Consider the following 19174-nt stretch of genomic DNA (forward strand, 5'->3'; position numbering starts at 1 on the left):
CTGCCGGTGTTGCGCAAGGATTTCATGGTCGATCCGTGGCAAGTGGCAGAAGCGCGCAGCATCGGTGCCGATGCGATCCTGATCATCGTCGCCGCAATCGAAGACAGCGTGATGGCCGAAATCGAAGCCGCCGCGATCGAACGCGGGATGGACGTGCTCATCGAAGTGCACGACGAAGCCGAGATGAATCGCGCATCGCGGCTCAAATCGCGGCTGATCGGGGTCAACAACCGCGATCTGAAACGCTTTGTCACCGATCTTGCGGTCACCGAACGCCTCGTCCCGCTCGCGCCCGAGGGCACGCTGCTGGTCGGCGAAAGCGGCATCGCCAACCACTCCGATTGCCTGCGGCTGGCCAAGGCCGGCGTGCGCACCTTCCTCGTCGGCGAAAGCCTGATGCGGCAGGATGATATCGCGGCAGCAACGCGGGCGTTGCTGGAGGGCTGAACGGTATCAGCAGCGCGTCACGGCCGCCACTGCCTGGGCTGGCCCGACCACAAAATGCGCTCGTCGCCTAGCAGGAAGCGCCGGAAACGTTCGTTGGTCTCGAATGTCGTAATGCCCCGTGCCAACCGCCCGTGCCAACCGCCCGTTGATGCCGATGTCAGCCGAAAGGGAGGGGCGGCATGAATGTCAGTCGCCCAACATCCCCCTGTCCTACAGCATCTTGGTCTGGCATGACCGCGCGATGCACAGCACCGATCCTGCTTCGATCAGACCATGTTTCAGTCCAGCCTGGGCCGCCGCAGACTTCACCTCCAGGACACCGTCCATTGCGTCAACTTGTCACCTTCCGGGACTGATCGCATGACCGTACTCACCCACCTCGATGCGCAGGGCAAGGCGCGCATGGTCGATGTCGGCGGCAAAGCCGAGACGAGCCGCGTGGCGATCGCGGGCGGTCGCATCCGCATGTCGTCGCAGGCGCTCGACGCCATCCGCGACGGCGCGGTCCCCAAGGGCGATGTGCTCGCCGCCGCGCGCATCGCAGGGATCATGGCGGCCAAGAAAACCGCCGAGTTGATCCCGCTGTGCCACCCGCTCGGCCTCGATGCGGTGGCGGTCGATTTCGCATTGCTCGAAGATGGCGTGGCGGTCACCGCCACCGCCTCGCTCACCGCGCGCACCGGGGTGGAGATGGAGGCGATGGTCGCGGTTTCGATCGCGCTGCTGACGATCTACGACATGGCCAAGGTGGTCGACAAGGCGATGGTGATCGACGCGGTGCGGCTGATCGAAAAGCGCGGCGGCAAGTCGGGAGACTGGAAGCGGACCCCCGCATGAGCCTGCCGAACCGCCCTGCCCCCTTGCCGCTGGCCGAGGCGCAGGCCAGATTGCTCGCGCTTGCCCCGACCATGCCGATCGAGCACCGTCCGGCTGCCGAATGCAACGGCTTCTACACCGCGCACCCCGTTCACTCGCGCCGCAACCAGCCCGCCGTCGCGCTGTCGGCGATGGACGGCTATGCGCTGCGCGCCGCCGACTTGCCCGGGCCGTGGCAGGTGATCGGTGAAAGCGCAGCCGGGCGTCCTTTCGCGGGTTCGATCGGCGCCGGCCAAGCCGTGCGCATCTCGACTGGCGCCGCGGTTCCGGCAGGCGCCGACTGCGTGCTGATCCAGGAAGACGCCGAGCGTGATGGAGATCGGCTGCTGCTAACCGGAACGTCGCCGCAACCGGCTTCGCGCCATATCCGCCCGCAGGCGATGGACTTTGCCGACGACGCATTGCTGCTGCCAACAGGAACGCGCCTCAATTCTGCCCGGATCGCGCTGGCCATTGCCGGTGGCCACAACCTGCTGGCGGTGCGCGGCGCGCCCAGCGTTGCCATAATCGACAGCGGCGATGAACTCGTGCCCGCCGGGCAACCCGCTGGCGATTTCGGCCTGCCCGCCAGCAACGGCGCAATGCTGGCGGCGATGGTGGCGGAATTGCCGTGCCGAGTTACCTGCACCGGGCCGGTGGCTGACCGGCTCGACGCGCTTGTCGCCGCGTTCGAAGCCCATGCCGACGCCGATGTTATCGTGACCAGTGGCGGGGCTTCGGTTGGCGAACACGACTTGATCCGCCCCGCCCTGGCGCGCATCGGCGCCGAACTGGAATTCTGGCGGGTTGCGATCAAGCCGGGCAAGCCGCTGCTGATCGCGCGCAAGGGCCGCCAGTTGATCGTTGGCCTTCCGGGCAATCCGGCATCGGCGTACGTGACGGCGTGGTTGTTCCTGCTGCCGGTGCTGCGCGCCGCAATGGGTGCGGCCAAACCGCTGCCGCACGCGTTTACAGTGCCGCTCGCCGCTCCGCTCGCGGCCGGTGGCGGCCGCATGGAGTTCATCCGCGCGCGCTGGAACGGCGAAACGGTAATGGCCGACACCATGCAGGATTCGGGCGCGATCGGGCCGCTGGCGCGTGCCAATGCGTTGATCGAACGCGAAATGGGTGCACCACCGCGCGCCATCGGTGAGCAAGTTCGTGTGTTCCTGCTCGACAATGGCGCATTTGCTTGACGGAGCCCGAATCGTTTCGTATCTGTTCCGCATTCGTTCGCACGCAAAGGTTTGGGCGGACGTCCTTGGCGGAGACCCGGATATGCTGACCCGTAAACAGCACGAATTGCTGACCTTCATCCAGAACCGGCTCGAAGATTCGGGCATTTCGCCCAGCTTCGAAGAAATGAAGGACGCGCTCGATCTCAAGTCCAAGTCGGGGGTTCACCGATTGATCTCGGCACTGGAAGAACGCGGCTTCATTCGCCGCCTGGCCAATCGCGCCCGCGCGCTCGAAGTCTTGCGCCAGCCCGACAGCAGCGTCCAGCGGCCTGTCAGTCGCTCGGCCACGCCTGAGCCAGCCAACAGCAATCTGGCCAACAATAATGTCGTCCAGGCGCCGCTGCGCGCCACACCGCCGCGCCCCGCCAACGATGTGATCGAAGTGCCGCTGCACGGCCGGATCGCGGCGGGCATGCCGATCGAAGCGATCGAAGGATCGTCGATGTTGCCGGTCCCGGCCGCACTGCTTGGCGCGGGCGAACATTATGCGCTCGAAGTCTCGGGCGATTCGATGGTCGAAGCCGGCATTCTCGATGGCGATTATGCGCTGATCCGCCGCACCGATGTCGCACGTGACGGGGAAATCGTCGTGGCGCTGGTGCGCGGTGAAGAAGCGACGCTCAAATACTTGCGCCGCGAAAATGGCATGGTCCGGCTCGATCCCGCCAACGCGCTGCACGAACCGCAGTTCTACCGGCCGGGTGAAGTGCAGGTCCAGGGCAAGCTCGCCGGGCTGTTGCGCCGTTATCACTGATCGGTGATGTGCCACGCCTCGGTGAGGCGTGGTCATTCCTCGACGGGTTCGATCCAGCGTTCCCAACCGTGCTTGCCTTGCCCGGTAGTAACGGTGGTTACTTTGCGGGCAGAAAGATCGATCGCAAGCCCGCCGGTGCGCTCGAACAAACCGCGATCCGCCTTGAACCAGTGCGGCCGGCACACCGCGGGCAAGCTGCGCTCTGACACCACGATGTCGCTGGCAGCGCAGGCATTCACAAGGCCAAGCGTGCCCACCCGCGCCCCCCTACGTTGCATCAACAGGCGGGTTTCGGTGCCTTGGGTCCGCACGATCATCGCGCAGAAATCGCTGTTGCAGCGCGCCGCCGGCCAATCGGTCATGGCAATGGTGTCGCCGGCCAGCCCCGCATCGTCGAGCAGGGCCTGCCGCATGAATCCACCCCGGCCGTTACGCAAGCTGATCATTGCCGGCCCCTGCCCGAATACGCCGACTTGCCGTCCATCGCCTGAAATCAACACGTCGGGCGGGCGCAGGAACGCCAGGCTCACCAAGCCGAGCGCAATCGGCAGCAGCCCCAGCAACCGCACTCTGCCGACCCACAGCGCCAGCCACAGCTCACCTGCGATCACGGCCAGATACAGCGCAGTAGACATCGGCGGAAAGCGAATCACCGCACCGGCCTGGCTTGCGGTCAGGTGCGCAATGGCCAGCAGCAGCGCCAGCGACTTGCCCACAAACCACCACGCCGGCGCGCCAAAGCCGCCCAGATCGAGCACCAGCGCCAGCGCAATCATCGGCATCGACACGAACGTCGTCAGCGGGATTGCCAGCACATTGGCCGCCGCCCCGTAAAGCCCGGCGCGGTGGAAGTGGTACAGCGCCATCGGCATAAGCGCGACATCGATTACCACCCCGGTCACCAGCAACATCGCCAGGTGGCGCCAGATCCGCATCGGCCACGGCTCATCGCGGTGCGCAAGGAACGCCCGGACCGGTGCGGAACCGTGCAACGCCACGATCGCCAGCACCGAACCGAAACTCATCTGGAATCCCGGCCCGACTACGGCTTCAGGCCAGAACGTCATCACGAACAGCCCGGCGAATGCCAGCAAGCGCAACGACAATGGACTGCGACCCAAGGTCAGCGCAGCCAGCACCAGCAAAGCCCCCACGCAAGACCGCACCGTCGGAACTTCGGCGCCGGTCAGCAACGTGTAAGCCAATCCGGTCAGCGCGCCGGCGGTCGATGCCAGCAACGGCAGCGACATCCGCAGCGCCAGCCACGGCCACAACGCCAGCACCCGCACCACCACCACATAAGTCAGCGCTATCACCGCGCTCACGTGCAACCCGCTGATCGACAGCAAATGGGTAAGCCCGGCATCGCGCATCGCCTGGTCGTCTTCGCGTGCAATCCCGCCACGATCGCCGCTCGCGAAAGCCGAAGCCAACGCACCGGGCGAACCGGCCACGCGCGCCCGAACGTGGTCCGATAGCTGCCGTTGCCATTGCTTGAGCCAATCGCGCCGATCGGCCGGCTTCAACACTTCGATCGACCCGAGCGGTGATCCGGTGGCCGCCAGGTGATCGAACCACGCGAACTGCGCGAAATCATACCCCCCCGGCACCGTGGGCGGGCCAGGTGGATTGAGCCGGGCGCGCAAGCGGATCGATGCGTCCTCTACCAATTGCGGATCGTCATCGCCGGGGCCCAGGTTGAGCCGGATTTCGATCGGCGCCGCCATGTGATCGAGCCGCGCCGCCAAGCGCAGCCGCACCCGATCGAGTGCGGGCTGTTCTTCACGCTCGATCACCCGCGCGGTCATCCAGTAAATGCCGCGGCTGGCCAACGGAGGCGTGCCGGCCAGCGTCGATTTCGCCCAGATCGTCACGCATCCGGCCGCCACCATAAGCCCCACCCCGACAAGCGCGGCGGCGATATGCGAAACGCGAACACCGTCATGGCCATTGTCCATTGCCAACCCGGCGAGCACCATTGCCGTGCAACCGCACAACAATGCGATCCATTGCGCCATCGCCGGCAGGCTGAACCACAGCGCAACGCCCATGCCGAAAGCAACGGCCAGCCAAGGCGCACGTTCGAACCCGCGTTCGGCCAGGAAGTGTTCGAGCGAGTCAACCAACTTGCCCGGATAAGCTGAAATTGCAGCAAGATGGCCCGACCACGTCCGTTTCGGGGGAAGAACCTGGCCGTCGGAGGCCGCTGCACGCATATGCGCATTGCCCGCAGCACCATGGTCTGCAAAAGGCGCTTGTGCGATGAGAGCAATGGCGTCCGGCGCCGACATGGCACCAGATGGAAAGGATCGCGCCGCCCATGGCAAGCACAACTGGGACCAATCCCGAAGCAGCGGCGCCCGCAAGGGGCGCGCCAGAGGGTACGCCAGAAGGTAGGGTTGTTACCCGCTTTGCACCCTCCCCAACCGGGTTCCTGCATATCGGGGGCGCGCGGACCGCGCTGTTCAACTGGCTGTTCGCGCGGCACCACGGTGGCAAAGCGCTGCTGCGGATCGAAGATACCGATCGCGCACGTTCCACCCAACCTGCCATCGATGCGATCATCTCCGGGCTCGACTGGCTTGGCCTCGATTGGGACGGGCCGCCGGTGTTCCAGTTCGCCCGTGCAGCGCGCCACGCAGAAGTTGCCAATCAACTGCTGGCGGCCGGCCACGCCTACAAGTGCTTTGCCACGCCCGAGGAGTTGGAAGCGATGCGCGCCGAGCAGCGCGCCAACAAGCAGCCGCTGCGTTACGATGGCCGCTGGCGTGACCGCGATCCCGCGTCTGCCCCAGCCGGCGCTCCGTTCGTGCTGCGGCTGCGCACGCCGCTCAGCGGCGAAGTCACCATCGAAGACCGCGTCCAGGGGCCCGTCACGGTGGCCAATGCCGAACTCGACGATTACGTGTTGCTGCGTGGCGATGGTACGCCAACGTATATGCTGGCGGTGGTGGTCGACGACCACGACATGGGCGTCACCCATGTGATCCGGGGTGACGATCACCTCAACAATGCCTTCCGCCAATTGCCGATCTATCGCGCCATGAACGAAATCGAGGGCGGCTGGTCCGATCCGATCTATGCGCACATCCCACTGATCCACGGCGCCGACGGGGCCAAGCTGTCCAAACGCCACGGCGCGCTGGGCGTCGAAGCCTATCGCGACGAGATGGGCGTGCTGCCCGAAGCGCTGTCGAACTACCTGCTCCGGCTCGGCTGGGGCTATGGCGACAAGGAAGTGATCAGCCGCGACGAGGCGGTTTCGCTGTTCGGGCTCGATGCGGTGGGCCGATCGCCCTCGAGGTTCGATCTCAAGAAGTTGCAGAACCTCAACGGCATCTATCTGCGCGAAGCCGACGATGCCCGGTTGGCCGCGCTGGTGGCCCCGCGCTTGCCTGGATTGGCGCCCGGATTCGACCAATCGCGCGATCTGGCATTGCTAAAACAGGCGATGCCGGTGCTGAAACCACGTGCTGCCGATCTCGACGAACTGGCGCGTGGTGCGGCTTTTCTGTTCGTGCAACGCCCGCTGGCGATTGATGCCAAGGCGCAAGCCCTGCTGACTGACGATGCGCGCGGCCTGCTTCAACAAATCGCAACGCGCCTCAAAGCCGAAAATGACTGGACAAGCGAAGGGCTGGAAGCCAGTCTGAAACAGATGGCAGAGGCGCTGGGGGTCGGTCTGGGCAAAATAGCCCAGCCGTTGCGAGCATCGCTAACGGGACAGACGACCTCGCCGGGTATTTTCGATGTGCTTGTCCTGCTCGGCAGGGAGGAAGCCTTGGCGCGGATCTGCGATCAGATCGGCGAAATGGCGGCCTGACCGGTCGTTTCGTCCGGACAGCATGACCATGACAGGCACCGGTTTGGCAAGCTCGGCAGCAAACGCGACAGGAGGACTCGAAGGTGGGCGATAAGCAGGCAACATTCAGCGCAGAAGGCAAGTCGTTCGACATGCCCGTCAGAAGCGGAACGATCGGCCCCGACGTGGTCGATATCCGCAAGCTCTACGGGCAATCGGGCCTGTTCACCTACGATCCAGGCTTCACCTCGACTGCAAGCTGCGATTCGGCGATCACCTACATCGATGGCGATGAAGGCGTGCTGCTTCACGGCGGTTACCCGATCGGGCAACTGGCCGAAGAATCGAGCTTCATGGAAGTTTCGTACCTGCTGCTCAACGGCGAATTGCCCAAGGCGCAGGAACTGTCGGACTTCACGCGCACGATCACCCGCCACACGATGCTGCACGAACAGCTTTCCACGTTCTATCGTGGGTTCCGCCGCGATGCGCACCCGATGGCGATCATGTGCGGCGTGGTCGGCGCGCTTTCGGCGTTCTACCACGATTCGACCGACATCGCCGATCCGGTGCAGCGCAAGATCGCCAGCCACCGCCTGATCGCCAAGATGCCGACGATCGCGGCGATGGCTTACAAGTATTCGGTCGGCCAGCCGTTCCTCTATCCCAAGAACGATCTGTCCTACACCGGCAACTTCCTGCGGATGACCTTCGGCGTGCCGGCCGAAGAATACGAAGTGGTGCCGGCGGTCGAAAAGGCGATGGATCGGATCTTCATCCTCCACGCCGATCACGAACAGAACGCGTCGACCTCGACCGTGCGGCTGGCGGGTTCGTCGGGCGCCAATCCGTTCGCGTGCATCGCCGCAGGTATCGCCTGCCTGTGGGGTCCGGCTCACGGCGGCGCCAACGAAGCCGCGCTCAACATGCTCCAGGAAATCGGCACGCCAGACCGCATCCCGCATTATATCGAGCGGGCGAAAGACAAGAACGATCCGTTCCGCCTGATGGGCTTCGGCCACCGCGTCTACAAGAACTACGATCCGCGCGCGACCGTCATGCAGAAGACCGTGCGCGAGGTGTTCGATGCGCTCAAGGTCAAGGACCCGGTGTTCGAAGTGGCGCTGCGGCTTGAAGAAATGGCGCTCAACGATCCCTACTTCATCGAAAAGAAGCTGTTCCCCAACGTCGATTTCTATTCGGGCGTGATCCTTTCGGCGATCGGCTTCCCGACCACGATGTTCACCGCGCTGTTCGCGCTGGCGCGCACCGTGGGCTGGGTGGCGCAATGGAACGAAATGATCAGCGATCCAGGCCAGAAGATCGGTCGCCCTCGCCAGCTCTACACCGGGCCGGCGCAGCGCGACTACGTTTCTATCGACAAGCGCTGACCGAGTATCCCGACCGTCGGCGCGGTTTGCGCGCCGACGGTCGAATTTTCAGGAGCATAAGCCCATGCGGTTGATTCTACAGGTGATCGCTGTGCTCGCGATCCTCATGGGCTTGCTGTGGATCGGCCAGGGCACCGGGGTGGTGATGTGGCCCTCATCCAGCTTCATGCTCGCGCAGAAGCAGTGGGCGATCAACGGCGCGGTCCTGGCAGTGGTTGGCGTGGCGCTCTTGCTGATGGCGCGGCGGCGCTGATCGGGTCGGGTCAGGCCCGTTCAGGACTACTGGCGGGCCCGGCAGGCAATGTCAGCACGAAGGACGCGCCCTGCCCCGGCGTGGCCGTTACGCTGAGTTCACCACCCATGGCACGCGCCAGCCGGCGTGAAATATACAGTCCAAGGCCGCTGCCGCCATCGTTGGAGCGGCCCAGCCGTTCGAATTTCTCGAACACCCGCGTAGCCTGATCGACGTTCAGCCCCGGCCCCTGATCGCTGACCGATACGAATGCGTGATCACCCGCGAAGCCGCAATCGAGCCGGATCTGCGTGCCTTCGGGCGCATAGTTGATCGCGTTGCCGATCAGGTTCAGCAAGATCTGCAGCACGCGACGGAATTCGCCGATCGCGGGCACGGCCTGCTCGCGCGATGGCTTCAGGATCGTGATATCGCTGCGCCGCGCGCGCACCGATAGCAGCCCGGCAGCGCGGATGGCACAATCGCAAAGATCGATCGCGTCCGCCGCCGGCGCAAACTGGGGCGATTCGATCGCGTCGAGATCGCTCAGATCATTCACCAACCCGAGCAGATGGCGGGCTGCCTCGACAATGTCGGCCGCGTAACTGGCATATTCGTCGGCCAAAGGACCGCCCAAGCGGGTCCGGATCGTTTCGGCGTTGGCGATGATGCGGTCGATCGGCTGGCGCAAGGCCGGCCCGAGTTCGCGCGCCAGCAAGCTGTGATAGACATCGTCACCGGGAGCGTCGGCCTCGGCCGTCCGGGCAGCCGGCAAATCCTGCGGCAGCGCCTCGATGGCCGCCGGAACCAGGAACAATTCGAAGCCGCCAACTGAAAGCGGTGCCAGCCGCGCCACCCATCGCCGATCGCTGCCCGGCACCGAGAGGCTGGCACCGTCGAGCAGGCGCCAATGCAACGCGGTCTGCTGTGCTCCCAGGCCGTCGAATTCAACGAGATCGGTCCACGGGCGGTCCGTCTCCGCCTTGGCCTTGCGTTCGAATGGCTTGAGATCGGCGGCTTGCGCGGACATGTAGCGGACACGTTGCGCCTCATCGAGCAGTGCATGACACTCCGCAATGTGGCGGACGAGTTCGAATTCGCGCGCCGGCCCGACTTCCGAAGGCCCCGCCGGGACTGCTGCTGCTTCGCTGCGCCAATGCGTCAGCGCCAGTCCGATGCCAGCGTCGTCGGGTTCGACTTCAGCCCAAGCGGAAATGACCTGGCCATCGTCGTGCGCAGTGATCTTGCGCGCCAGCCGCAACCGCTGGCGCCGCGCCTTGCGTACCAGCGTGAGCAGCGTGGGGATGGCGATAACGCCGGGAATCTGCCCGCCGCAGCGCAATTGCAGCCCGGCAAGCGGCTCGTCGGCGCTGACCATGCGCTCCGCTGGATCGATCCGCGCGCGGATCGGCGCGGCCGCCTGCGTCATGTCAGCGGTCCGTCCGCGCGGTGGCTTCGGCTAGGATCGCGGCTGCGGTGTCGGGCCGGAGTGTTTGCAGCCCGTCGGGCAGATCGAAATCGGGGTGCAGCGCGGCAAGCTGGCCGACCAGCGCCTCGCCCTTGAGACCGCACGCCGCGATCAGCAGCGTGAGTTTGCCGATCTGGCTGTCGGTGGTGGAAAACGCGGCTTCGTCACGGTCCTGCCGCGACCCCAGCGCCAGTGCGGTCAGGAAAAAGCCCACCCCTGCGGTTTGGAGATAGAGCGCATTGCTCGCTTCGGAGCCCATCGCCGCCAGTACTTGCTCGATCAGCGCCAGCCGCGTGCGGCGTTCATCATAGCGCGCCCGCAGCGCGGCATCGGCGGCAGCAGCCTTCGCATCGCCAGCGGGATCGTGCGCACCGTGCGCGCGCAGCGACAACAGCGTGAGGTGGAACAGGTCACCCGGCAATTCGTGGAGCGGATACTCCATGCGCCGCACGGCCTGCATGAAGCGCGCCTGCGCGGTCAGCAGCAACATCGCCGTAGCCGATTCTTCCGCATCGGGGCTGGCAATGCGCGCCTGCAGCAGCGGGCTCAGCACCGCATCGAGCGCGATCCGCGTGGCAAGATGGTCGGCCAGTTGCCATTCGAGCGTGAGTGCGTGGACATGCGACAGCAGCGCCGGAATTTCGACGAAGCTGATGACCAGCTCCTCGATCGCCTGTTCGGGCACGCGTCCGGGCTCGCTGGCGCCGTCGTGTGTGGCGGTGAGCAATTGCTTTGCCAGGTCGCGCAGGATGCCCCGCACCCGCGCAATGACTTCATCGCTGAACATCGCACGATCATCGTTGCGCAGCAGATGCCGCAGGATCGGCCCGGCGCCCGCACGAAATTGCTCGGACATCGCCACTTCATCGCGAAGCAGGTCCTCGAACGCCGCGCGTGAATCCATTGAATAAGCCGCTTCCGCCATGAAGATGGCCTTACTCGCCGTTGGTTAAGGGCGGGTTAGGGCTTGATGGATCGCCGGTCGCGGTCACCAGCAGCGACACACCAAGCAACGCCAGCGCAATCAGTGCCACTGCCGCGCCGAACGGTAACGCAACGCTTGCCACTGCCAGGACAAAAGCCGCGATCAGCCGGTCGGCAATCCAGCTCAACCGCCAGCGGCGTCCATTGGTCCGGGCCGCCATTCGGGGGATGAGGCGCAGCAGTCCAAACAACACCAGTGGGGCGAACAAGGCCGGGGCGAACGACGGCGCTCCGAACGACGAGTTGGCCGCCCCTTCGATCCGCCATGCGCAAAGCAGCACGAACAGCGCATCGAAAAACCAGTCGAGCAAGCCATCGGTGCGGAACCGCACGGCCGGGCGGATCAGCGCGGCGCGTTCGATCTCTGCCAGCAGATCGGTGGCGCGCGCGACCAGCCAGGCCAGCCCGACCAGGACCAGCCCGATCGAGGTCGCACCCAGCCAGCCCGCGCCCACGCCCAGCAGCGAAAGCAGGCCGGCACCCACACCGATCAGCGCCGGCCGCGTACCGGCATGGAGCAAGGTCGGGCCCAGCGTTCGCACGCCTAGGTTGGCCAGCCATGCACCGGGCATCGCAATTTCACCCGCAGGCACGTGCATTCGTACCCAGTCTTCCTCGGCGCGATGGGCATCGGCTTCGCTCGACAGCAGCCTCCAGCCCCCCGCCGCGAGCAATTGCGCGGGCGCCGGCCGCAGCGGCACCCCGGCCTGGACCGCCAGCCGCATCAACGCCGATGGCACGCTCCATTCTCCCGGCAAATCCGCCAGCCGCGATACCAGCCGGCCGGGCAGATGCATCGCTCCGGCATAAGCGCGGTTGATGTCGATCCGTTCGAACCCCGCAGCCAGCCCCTCGTCTATGGGGAAGCACAGCACGCCCTGCTCCTGCGCCAGCAATGCCAGCACCGCTTCAGGGCTGGCGAAAAGCCCGTCGGCCAGCACGATCAGTTCGTCGGCGGGCGTGACCAGCGGCACCAGATCGATACTGCTGCCGATCGTGTGGACTTGTGCACCCACCCGCTCGGCGGCGTTACGCAGCGGCGCGAGATCGGCAATCGACTGGTCGACCAGGATAACGATCCGCCGACAGCCCAGCGCCAGCGCTTGCGCAAGCTGGTGTCCGATCAACGGACGACCGCCCACGAGCAGCTCTCCGAGGGCGCCATCGGGTTGGCGTTCGGTGCGCTCTACCAGCGATAACAGCGCGACCCGCACCACTCGTTCTCCTGCGCAAGCACGCTCATGCAGCGTACCCTTGCGCGAGTCCGAAGCGATAGTCTGGCGCGGCGATCCTGCCAAGCCTTGCGGCCGAGCAATATCCGATCCTGGGTCCGATCGAAATTGCCGCGCTCAGGCTGGCGTCGACAATGTTTCGATATGCGCGGCGATCTCGCGCAGCGCGCGCGGATCCCCCGGTGCGGTAAGGATCGCGTAATCGGCCAGATCCATCAGCTTTTCAGCATGAAAGCTGGCGGCCAGACCGCGCAGGCGCGTTGCCGCGACCAGCCAGTTGCCATCGCAGCGCGCGCGCCGCATCAGATCGAGCTGTCGTTCGGCGCTGCTGGCGAATGCAGCGCGCAATTCGTGGAACAGCGCCTCGTCTGTCCCGCAGGCCGCAGCCAGGTTTGAATCGAAGCTTTCACCGAGATAGGCCATGTCGCGGGCTTATCGGCTTAGGGTTAAGCCGGGGTTTATGCTTGGCCGCGAGCTATGCTATGGTGTGCGAATGAGCGGGGGAACACGGATCGTAGCGATCGACGGCAGCGCGTCCGGACTTGCGTCCGACGATGTGCTCGAACTCACCATGCAGGCTGAGGAGACGGCTGTTTCCGCTGCCGCTGACCCGCACGAAGAACAGTGGTGGGAAGACGATCAGCCCAAACGACCATCACGGCTGCGCGCGCCGGCGATCGCTGTCGCGCTGCTGTTGGCCGGATGGACCGCGTTCTTTGCCTTTGCCAACTGGCCGGCGATCGTGGCGAGTCCGGCGCCGAACGTCTGGGCGGCGTGGATCGGCCAATGGGCCATGCCGGTCGTGCTGATCCTGCTGCTGGCGCATCGCATTGGTGCGGCCAAGGCGCCAAGGCCGGCGGCGTTCGATGCCGAACTCGCACGCGATCTCGCGGTGCAGTCGGCGCAGTTGCAGGACCGCATGGTCACGATGAACGGCGAATTGTCGATCGCGCGCGAATTCATCGCCGCGCAATCGCGCGATCTCGAAGCGCTGGGCCGCATGGCGGTCGAACGGCTCGAAGCCAGCGCGGGCAAGCTGGGTGCGCTCGTCACCAGCAACGGCGAAAACCTCGATCGTATCGCCACTGTATCCACGGCCGCGCTCGACAACATGGAAAAGTTGCGCGGACAGATGCCGGTGGTCGCCAATTCGGCCAAGGATGTCACCAACCTCATCGCCAATGCCGGCCGCACCGCGCATCTTCAACTCGAAGACATGGTCTCCGGGTTCCAGCGGCTCAACGAATTCGGCCAGGCCAGCACCTCGCAGATCGAAGCCTTGCGCGAAATCGTGTCGGGCGCGCTCGCCAATTTCAACAGCGAAGCCGAGGATATGGGCCGGATCAGCACCGAACGCTTTGCCGCGCTCGATGAGGCACACGCAGCCACCCGCGAAGCGTTCGACGGCCACGAAGCCGATGTGCTCGAAGCCATGCGCAACCGCGCCGAGAAACTGTCGGCCGATCTGGCCGCGCACCGCGCCGCGCTCGAAGCCGCCGAAGCCAAGTCGATCGCCGCGCATGGTGAACGGATCGGCGCACTCACCCGCGAAAGCCGCGCGGTGCGCGATGCTATCACCAACGATGCCAATTCGCTCGCCAGCCTGGCCGGGGAACGCCATGCGACCCTGACCGCACTGGCCGAACAGCACCGCATCGTGGTCGAAGAACAGCTTGCGGCGATGGACCGCGCGCTCGGCCAACGCCACGCCACGCTGGCCTCGATCGAAATCGAAGCCGCCGACGCGCTCGAACGGCGCGTGGCGGCGTTCGAGGTGTCGATCGATTCGATGCGCAAGGCGCAGCGCGACCATGCCGCCGCGCTGGCCGCGGAATGCGACAGCGTGAACGAGCGCGTTGCCGCCTTCAGTACCGCGATCCGCGAAACTGGCGAAGACGGCCGCAAGGGCGCCGAACGGATCGATGAGGCGCTCTCCGCGCTCAACGCCCGGCTCGAAGACAGCCGCAAGGTGTTCGTGGGCACCGATGTCGAAATCTCGCGGCTCACCGACGGTGCGGTGCGGGTGCTCGAACTGATCCGCGCGGCCAGCGAACACACCGCCAAGGACATTCCAGAAGCTGTGCGGACGGCCGAACAATCGCTCGCCGGGATCGAAGGCCGGGTCGATACGCTCGGCCGCAATCTCGGCATGGCGGGGGATACGGGGCGCGCGCTGTCGGGCCATGTCGAAGATTCGCGCGCCGGGCTTGTGGCGGCACAGAGCGAATTGGATGCACTGCACGACGCGTTGCGCGATCACACCGCCCAGTCTGCGGCGCTCTCAACCGAACTGGTCAAAGGCCTGGCCGAAGCGCGCACCGAAAGCGCGGCGCTGCTCGACGAGACCGACGCGAAGCTGACCCCGGCCTTCGTGCGGCTGACCGACGCCGCGCGCAGCAGCGGTGAAGCCATGCGCGATGCCGCCGATCGCGAGATCGACGGCGTGTCCGAACGGCTCGGCGAGGCCACCAGCGCTGCGGTTGTCAAAGTCATGCAGGGTCGCGCGGCCGAACTGATCTCCCGACTCGAACAGGCGATCGACCGCGCCACCGACGCCAGCCGCGAAAGCACGATCGCGATGCGCGACCAGCTTTCCAAAGTCGACGAACTGGCCGGCAACCTCGAAAGCCGCGTCGCCCGCGCCCGCGAACGCGCGCTGGAGCAAGTCGACAACGATTTCGCACGCCGCGCCGCGCTGATCACCGAAAGCCTCAATTCGAACGCGATCGACATCGCCAAGGCGCTCTCGACCGACGTGTCCGAAACCGCCTGGGCTTCGTACTTGCGTGGCGATCGCGGCATCTTCACGCGCCGCGCGGTCAGCCTGCTCGAAGGTGGCGAGGCGCGCTCGATCCAGCAGCTTTACGAAGCTGAGCCCGAGTTCCGCGAACACGTCAACCGCTACGTCCACGATTTCGAGGCGATGCTGCGCCAGATGCTCTCCACCCGCGACGGCAATTCCTTGGGTGTGACGCTGCTGTCGTCCGACATGGGCAAGCTTTACGTGGCGCTGGCGCAGGGGATCGAGCGCCTGCGCGCCTAGGCGCGCAAACTCAGGTCCAGCGCCTAAGGCGGGATCGACCCCGCGCGATCAATGGAAATCGCGCGACTTGGGGATGATCCGCACGTTGCGCGGGTGGCTGCGCGAGGCCGGCGCCGTCCGTTCGGAAAGCGGGCGATTGACTTCGTCGGCACGCGCCATGGCGGGTGCCAGCGCCTGATCCGACAGTCGCGCCAGTTCGCCCGAGGCATCGGTCAGGCTGGCGGCGATCAGGTGGATCACTTCATCGTCGTATTCCACGCGGCCCCTCACTTCCATCAGCCGCGCGCCCATCACCACCTTGCGGTTCTTTTCCATCATGTCGGGCCAGACCACCACGTTGACCACGCCGCTCTCGTCCTCGAGCGTGATGAAGCACACCCCCTTTGCGCTCCCCGGCCGCTGGCGGATCAGCACCACGCCCGCCACCTGGACCATGCTGCGGAACTTGCGCGAGCGCAGATCGGCGGCGCGCACGAAGCCGCGTTCGGCGAGGCTTGCGCGCAGGAATGCCAGCGGGTGCGCCTTCAGGCTAAGCCGCTGCGTCTGGTAATCGGCGACCACTTCTTCCGAAAGCGGCATACTCGGCAGCCGCGTTTGCGTAGCCTCGGTGCCCTCGTCGCGCGCGTCGGCAAAGGCGAACAATGGTAAGGCAGGCGCCGCGATCAGGCTGCGCGCCTCCCACAACGCTTGTCGGCGCGGCAGGTTCAGCGATCCGAACGCATCGGCCGCCGCCAGCCGCTCGATCAAAGCGGGGGTAAGCCCCCCTCGCCCCTTCAGTGCCCCGACATCGGTGAAGGCGCCACCTTCCAGCCGTGCCGCCACCAGCTTTGCGGCGGCGTGTTCGGGAAAGCCATCGATCTGGCGCAAGCCCAGTCGCAGCGCGAACCGCTGATCTTCCCCGGCATGGGGAGTATCTTGCGCCTCCAGCGTGCAATCCCACGCGCTGTGGTTCACATCCACCGCCAGCACCCGCACCCCGTGTTCCGCCGCATCGCGCACGATCTGCGCGGGGGCGTAGAACCCCATCGGCTGCGAATTGAGCAGCGCCGCCGCGAATGCCGCCGGGTAATGGCACTTGAGCCAACTCGACACATAGACCAGGTGCGCGAAGCTGGCGGCGTGGCTTTCGGGAAAGCCGTATTCGCCGAAGCCCTTGATCTGGTTGAAGCACCGTTGCGAAAAATCGCGATCGTAGCCGCGAGCAACCATCCGCTCGACCATCATGTCCTGAAGCTCATCCACCATTCCCCGGCTGCGGAACGTGGCCATCGCCTTGCGCAAGCGGTTGGCCTCTACGCTCGAAAACTTCGCCGCATCGAGCGCGATCTTCATCGCCTGTTCCTGGAAGATCGGCACGCCCAATGTGCGCCCGAGGATGCTGGTCAGTTCATCGGGCGGCCCATGCGCCGGGCCGGGCGCGGGGATCGAGACCCGCTCCTCGCCGCGCCGGCGCTTGAGGTAGGGGTGGACCATGTCGCCCTGGATCGGCCCGGGCCGCACGATCGCCACCTGGATCACCAGATCGTAGAATTCACGCGGGCGCAGCCGCGGCAGCATGTTCATCTGCGCGCGGCTTTCGACCTGGAACACGCCGAGCGAATCGCCCTTGCGCAGCATCGCGTAAGTTTCGGGGTCCTCGCGCGGCACGGTGGCGAGTGCGAGGTCGCGGCCGTGGTGTTCGCCCAGCAAATCCAGGCACTTGCGGATGCAGGTCAGCATGCCCAGCGCCAGGACATCCACCTTGAGGATGCCGAGCGCGTCGATATCGTCCTTGTCCCACTCGATAAAGCTGCGTTCGGGCATGGCGCCGTTGCCGATCGGCACGGTCTCGGTCAGCGGGCCCTGCGTGAGGATGAACCCGCCGACGTGCTGCGACAGATGGCGCGGCATGCCGATCATCAGATCGGTGAGCTTCAATACGCGGCGCAAGTGCGGATCGCTGAGGTCCATGCCGGTTTCGGCGACGTGCTTCTCGCCGATCTCGCGGCCGTGCCCGCCCCACACGGTGCGGGCGAGCGCCGATGTCACGTCCTCGCTCAGCCCCATCGCCTTGCCCACCTCGCGGATCGCCATGCGCGGGCGGTAGTGGATGACGGTGGCGCACAGGCCGGCGCGCTGGCGGCCGAAGCGACGGTAGATGTACTGGATCACCTCCTCGCGCCGCTCGTGCTCGAAATCGACGTCGATGTCGGGCGGCTCCTTGCGCTCTTCCGAGATGAAGCGATCGAACAGCAGCGCGTGGCGCGCGGGGTCCACGGCAGTGATTTCCAGGCAATAACACACCGCCGAATTGGCCGCCGAGCCGCGCCCCTGGCACAGGATCGGCGGGTCCTGCGCGCGCGCGAAATCGACGATGTCCTTTATCGTGAGGAAATAGGTGGCGAGCTTGAGCTTGCCGATCAGTGCCAGTTCGCGGGTGAGCGTATCGCGCACGGTTTGTGGCACGCCCGCAGGATAGTCATTGGCCGGATAGCGCTCCTCCGCCCCCTCCCAGGTCAGCGTTTCGAGATAGTCCTGCGGGGTGAGCCCCGGCGGGCAGATTTCCTCGGGATATTCGTAACGAAGTTCCTCCAGCGTGAACAGGCACGCATCGGCCAGATCGCGCGTCGCCGCGATCGCGTGCGGCCAGCTTGCGAACAGGCGCACCATTTCCGCGGGCGATTTGAGATGCCGCTCGGCATTTGGATCGAGCAGCAGCCCGGCGTTGGCCACTGTGGTCTTGTGCCGGATTGCAGTCATGACGTCGTGCAGCGGGCGGCGATCGGGCTCGGCGTACAGCACGTCGTTGGTCGCCAGGATCGACAGCCCGTTCGCGCGCGCCATTGCATCGAGCGCCGCGATCCGCGCCATATCGTCGCCCACATAGAGGTAGCTCGCGGCAATGTGGCGCAGGGTAGGAAGTTGCCGGATGAGGTCCGGAAGTAGCGCTGCCAAGCCCCCCGCCCGCTTGCGGGAGGGGCTGGGGGTGGGCTGGTCCGGCGCAGCGCCACCCCCAGCTGCTGTTCCTTCGGAACGCCTTCGGCTCCCCGCAAGCGGGCGGGGGACAAAGAGCGGCACAACATTGCTCTCCACCGCAACCGTGAACCGCGTCTCCAAATCCCCCGGCGGCACCAGCACCAACTGCACCCCCTCGCTCCATTCCGCCACCATGCCGAGCGAGATATCGCACACCCCCTTGGCCTGCCATTCGCCGTCGATCGTCGCCATGCGTCCGGCGGAAATCAGCCGGCACAGCCGCCCGTAAGCCTCACGATCGGTGGGATAGGCCAGGAACGTCAGTCCTTCGACGGTTTCAATCCGGCACCCGATCACCGGACGCACTCGCACCGTCGAAGCCTCGGTGTGCAGCCGCACCACGCCCGCCATGGTGTTGGCATCGGCGATCCCCAGCGCATCGTACCCCAACGCGCGCGCCGCCATGACCAGGTCGACCGCGTCCGACGCCCCGCGCAGGAACGAGAAGCACGTCATCAGCCCCAGCTCGACGTAGGGGCTGGCGGGCAGCGGCGTGACGTCATCGGGGTCGGCCACAATGCGGCGACGGTCGGGGGTCAGCGGTCCTTCGGGCATTCCATTGTTTCAGCGTGAGTCGCAATTGTTCACTTTACGTTCTCATCAACCGCTTGACTACCCTCGCCGCATCGCGCGTCTGCCACGGCATGACGAAGGCTTGCGCGCACCGGAAACTCCCAGCCGTTCCGATAGTTGTGAACCCGAGGCGACTGATC

14 protein-coding genes are annotated in these 19174 nt (G+C 65.7%); 8 read left to right on the forward strand and 6 right to left on the reverse strand.

The features are described from left to right. From Q0R16_RS09380 to lexA, 4 genes are all read left to right on the forward strand, one after another. Positions 1-447: indole-3-glycerol phosphate synthase TrpC (locus Q0R16_RS09380; protein WP_295635481.1), on the forward strand; the 447-nt coding region annotated here is incomplete at its 5' end. 360 nt (positions 448-807) lie between these two features. Further along, positions 808-1284 (forward strand): cyclic pyranopterin monophosphate synthase MoaC, encoded by a 477-nt coding sequence (gene moaC, locus Q0R16_RS09385; protein ID WP_295635484.1) that lies wholly within the window; start codon positions 808-810, stop codon positions 1282-1284. After that, positions 1281-2498 carry a molybdopterin molybdotransferase MoeA gene (locus tag Q0R16_RS09390; protein ID WP_295635488.1) on the forward strand — a complete coding sequence of 406 codons (1218 nt, stop codon included), beginning with the start codon at positions 1281-1283 and terminating at the stop codon, positions 2496-2498. Before moaC ends, Q0R16_RS09390 begins: the two co-directional genes overlap by 4 nt. An 82-nt stretch (positions 2499-2580) precedes the next feature. After that, on the forward strand, positions 2581-3294 hold the full coding sequence (gene lexA / locus Q0R16_RS09395) for a transcriptional repressor LexA (RefSeq protein ID WP_295635491.1): 714 nt from the start codon (positions 2581-2583) through the stop codon (positions 3292-3294). Between the two features lie 32 nt (positions 3295-3326). Here lexA and Q0R16_RS09400 read toward each other — a convergent pair whose 3' ends face one another. Beyond that, on the reverse strand, positions 3327-5420 hold the full coding sequence (locus tag Q0R16_RS09400; RefSeq protein ID WP_295635494.1) for a ComEC/Rec2 family competence protein: 2094 nt from the start codon (positions 5418-5420) through the stop codon (positions 3327-3329). A 194-nt stretch (positions 5421-5614) separates the two neighbouring features. Between Q0R16_RS09400 and gltX the strand changes: the two genes are divergently transcribed. The 3 genes from gltX to Q0R16_RS09415 all read left to right on the forward strand — a co-directional run bounded on the left by gltX (position 5615) and on the right by Q0R16_RS09415 (position 8740). Continuing rightward, a complete protein-coding gene (gene gltX, locus Q0R16_RS09405; RefSeq protein ID WP_295635497.1) occupies positions 5615-7117 on the forward strand; it encodes a glutamate--tRNA ligase in 1503 nt (500 codons plus the stop codon). Positions 7118-7200: 83 nt separating this feature from the next. Continuing rightward, entirely contained in the window at positions 7201-8487 is a 1287-nt protein-coding gene (locus tag Q0R16_RS09410) for a citrate synthase (RefSeq protein WP_295635500.1), read from the forward strand. 64 nt (positions 8488-8551) lie between these two features. Continuing rightward, the gene (locus Q0R16_RS09415) at positions 8552-8740 is read left to right on the forward strand and encodes a hypothetical protein (RefSeq protein ID WP_295635503.1); all 189 of its coding nucleotides are present in this window, start codon (positions 8552-8554) and stop codon (positions 8738-8740) included. A 10-nt stretch (positions 8741-8750) separates the two neighbouring features. On the opposite strand, the gene Q0R16_RS09420 is transcribed toward Q0R16_RS09415, so the two are convergent. The 4 genes from Q0R16_RS09420 to Q0R16_RS09435 form a co-directional block, all read right to left on the reverse strand. Next, positions 8751-10148, reverse strand: a complete 1398-nt coding sequence (locus Q0R16_RS09420; RefSeq protein WP_295635506.1) for a HAMP domain-containing sensor histidine kinase — start codon at positions 10146-10148, stop codon at positions 8751-8753. 1 nt (position 10149) lies between these two features. After that, positions 10150-11091 (reverse strand): hypothetical protein, encoded by a 942-nt coding sequence (locus Q0R16_RS09425; protein ID WP_295635509.1) that lies wholly within the window; start codon positions 11089-11091, stop codon positions 10150-10152. 31 nt (positions 11092-11122) lie between these two features. Beyond that, complete coding sequence (locus Q0R16_RS09430; protein WP_295635512.1) at positions 11123-12385, reverse strand: hypothetical protein; 1263 nt, start codon at positions 12383-12385, stop codon at positions 11123-11125. A gap of 135 nt (positions 12386-12520) precedes the next feature. Then, positions 12521-12826 carry an Hpt domain-containing protein gene (locus Q0R16_RS09435; protein WP_295635515.1) on the reverse strand — a complete coding sequence of 102 codons (306 nt, stop codon included), beginning with the start codon at positions 12824-12826 and terminating at the stop codon, positions 12521-12523. Between the two features lie 70 nt (positions 12827-12896). Here Q0R16_RS09435 and Q0R16_RS09440 point away from each other — a divergent pair, with 70 nt between their 5' ends. Beyond that, a complete protein-coding gene (locus Q0R16_RS09440; RefSeq protein WP_295635518.1) occupies positions 12897-15446 on the forward strand; it encodes a hypothetical protein in 2550 nt (849 codons plus the stop codon). Between the two features lie 48 nt (positions 15447-15494). Here Q0R16_RS09440 and Q0R16_RS09445 read toward each other — a convergent pair whose 3' ends face one another. Beyond that, a complete protein-coding gene (locus Q0R16_RS09445; protein ID WP_295635521.1) occupies positions 15495-19016 on the reverse strand; it encodes an error-prone DNA polymerase in 3522 nt (1173 codons plus the stop codon). Between the last annotated feature and the right edge of the window lie 158 nt (positions 19017-19174).

Source organism: Novosphingobium sp. (assembly GCF_025351285.1).
Taxonomy (GTDB): Bacteria; Pseudomonadota; Alphaproteobacteria; order Sphingomonadales; family Sphingomonadaceae; genus Novosphingobium.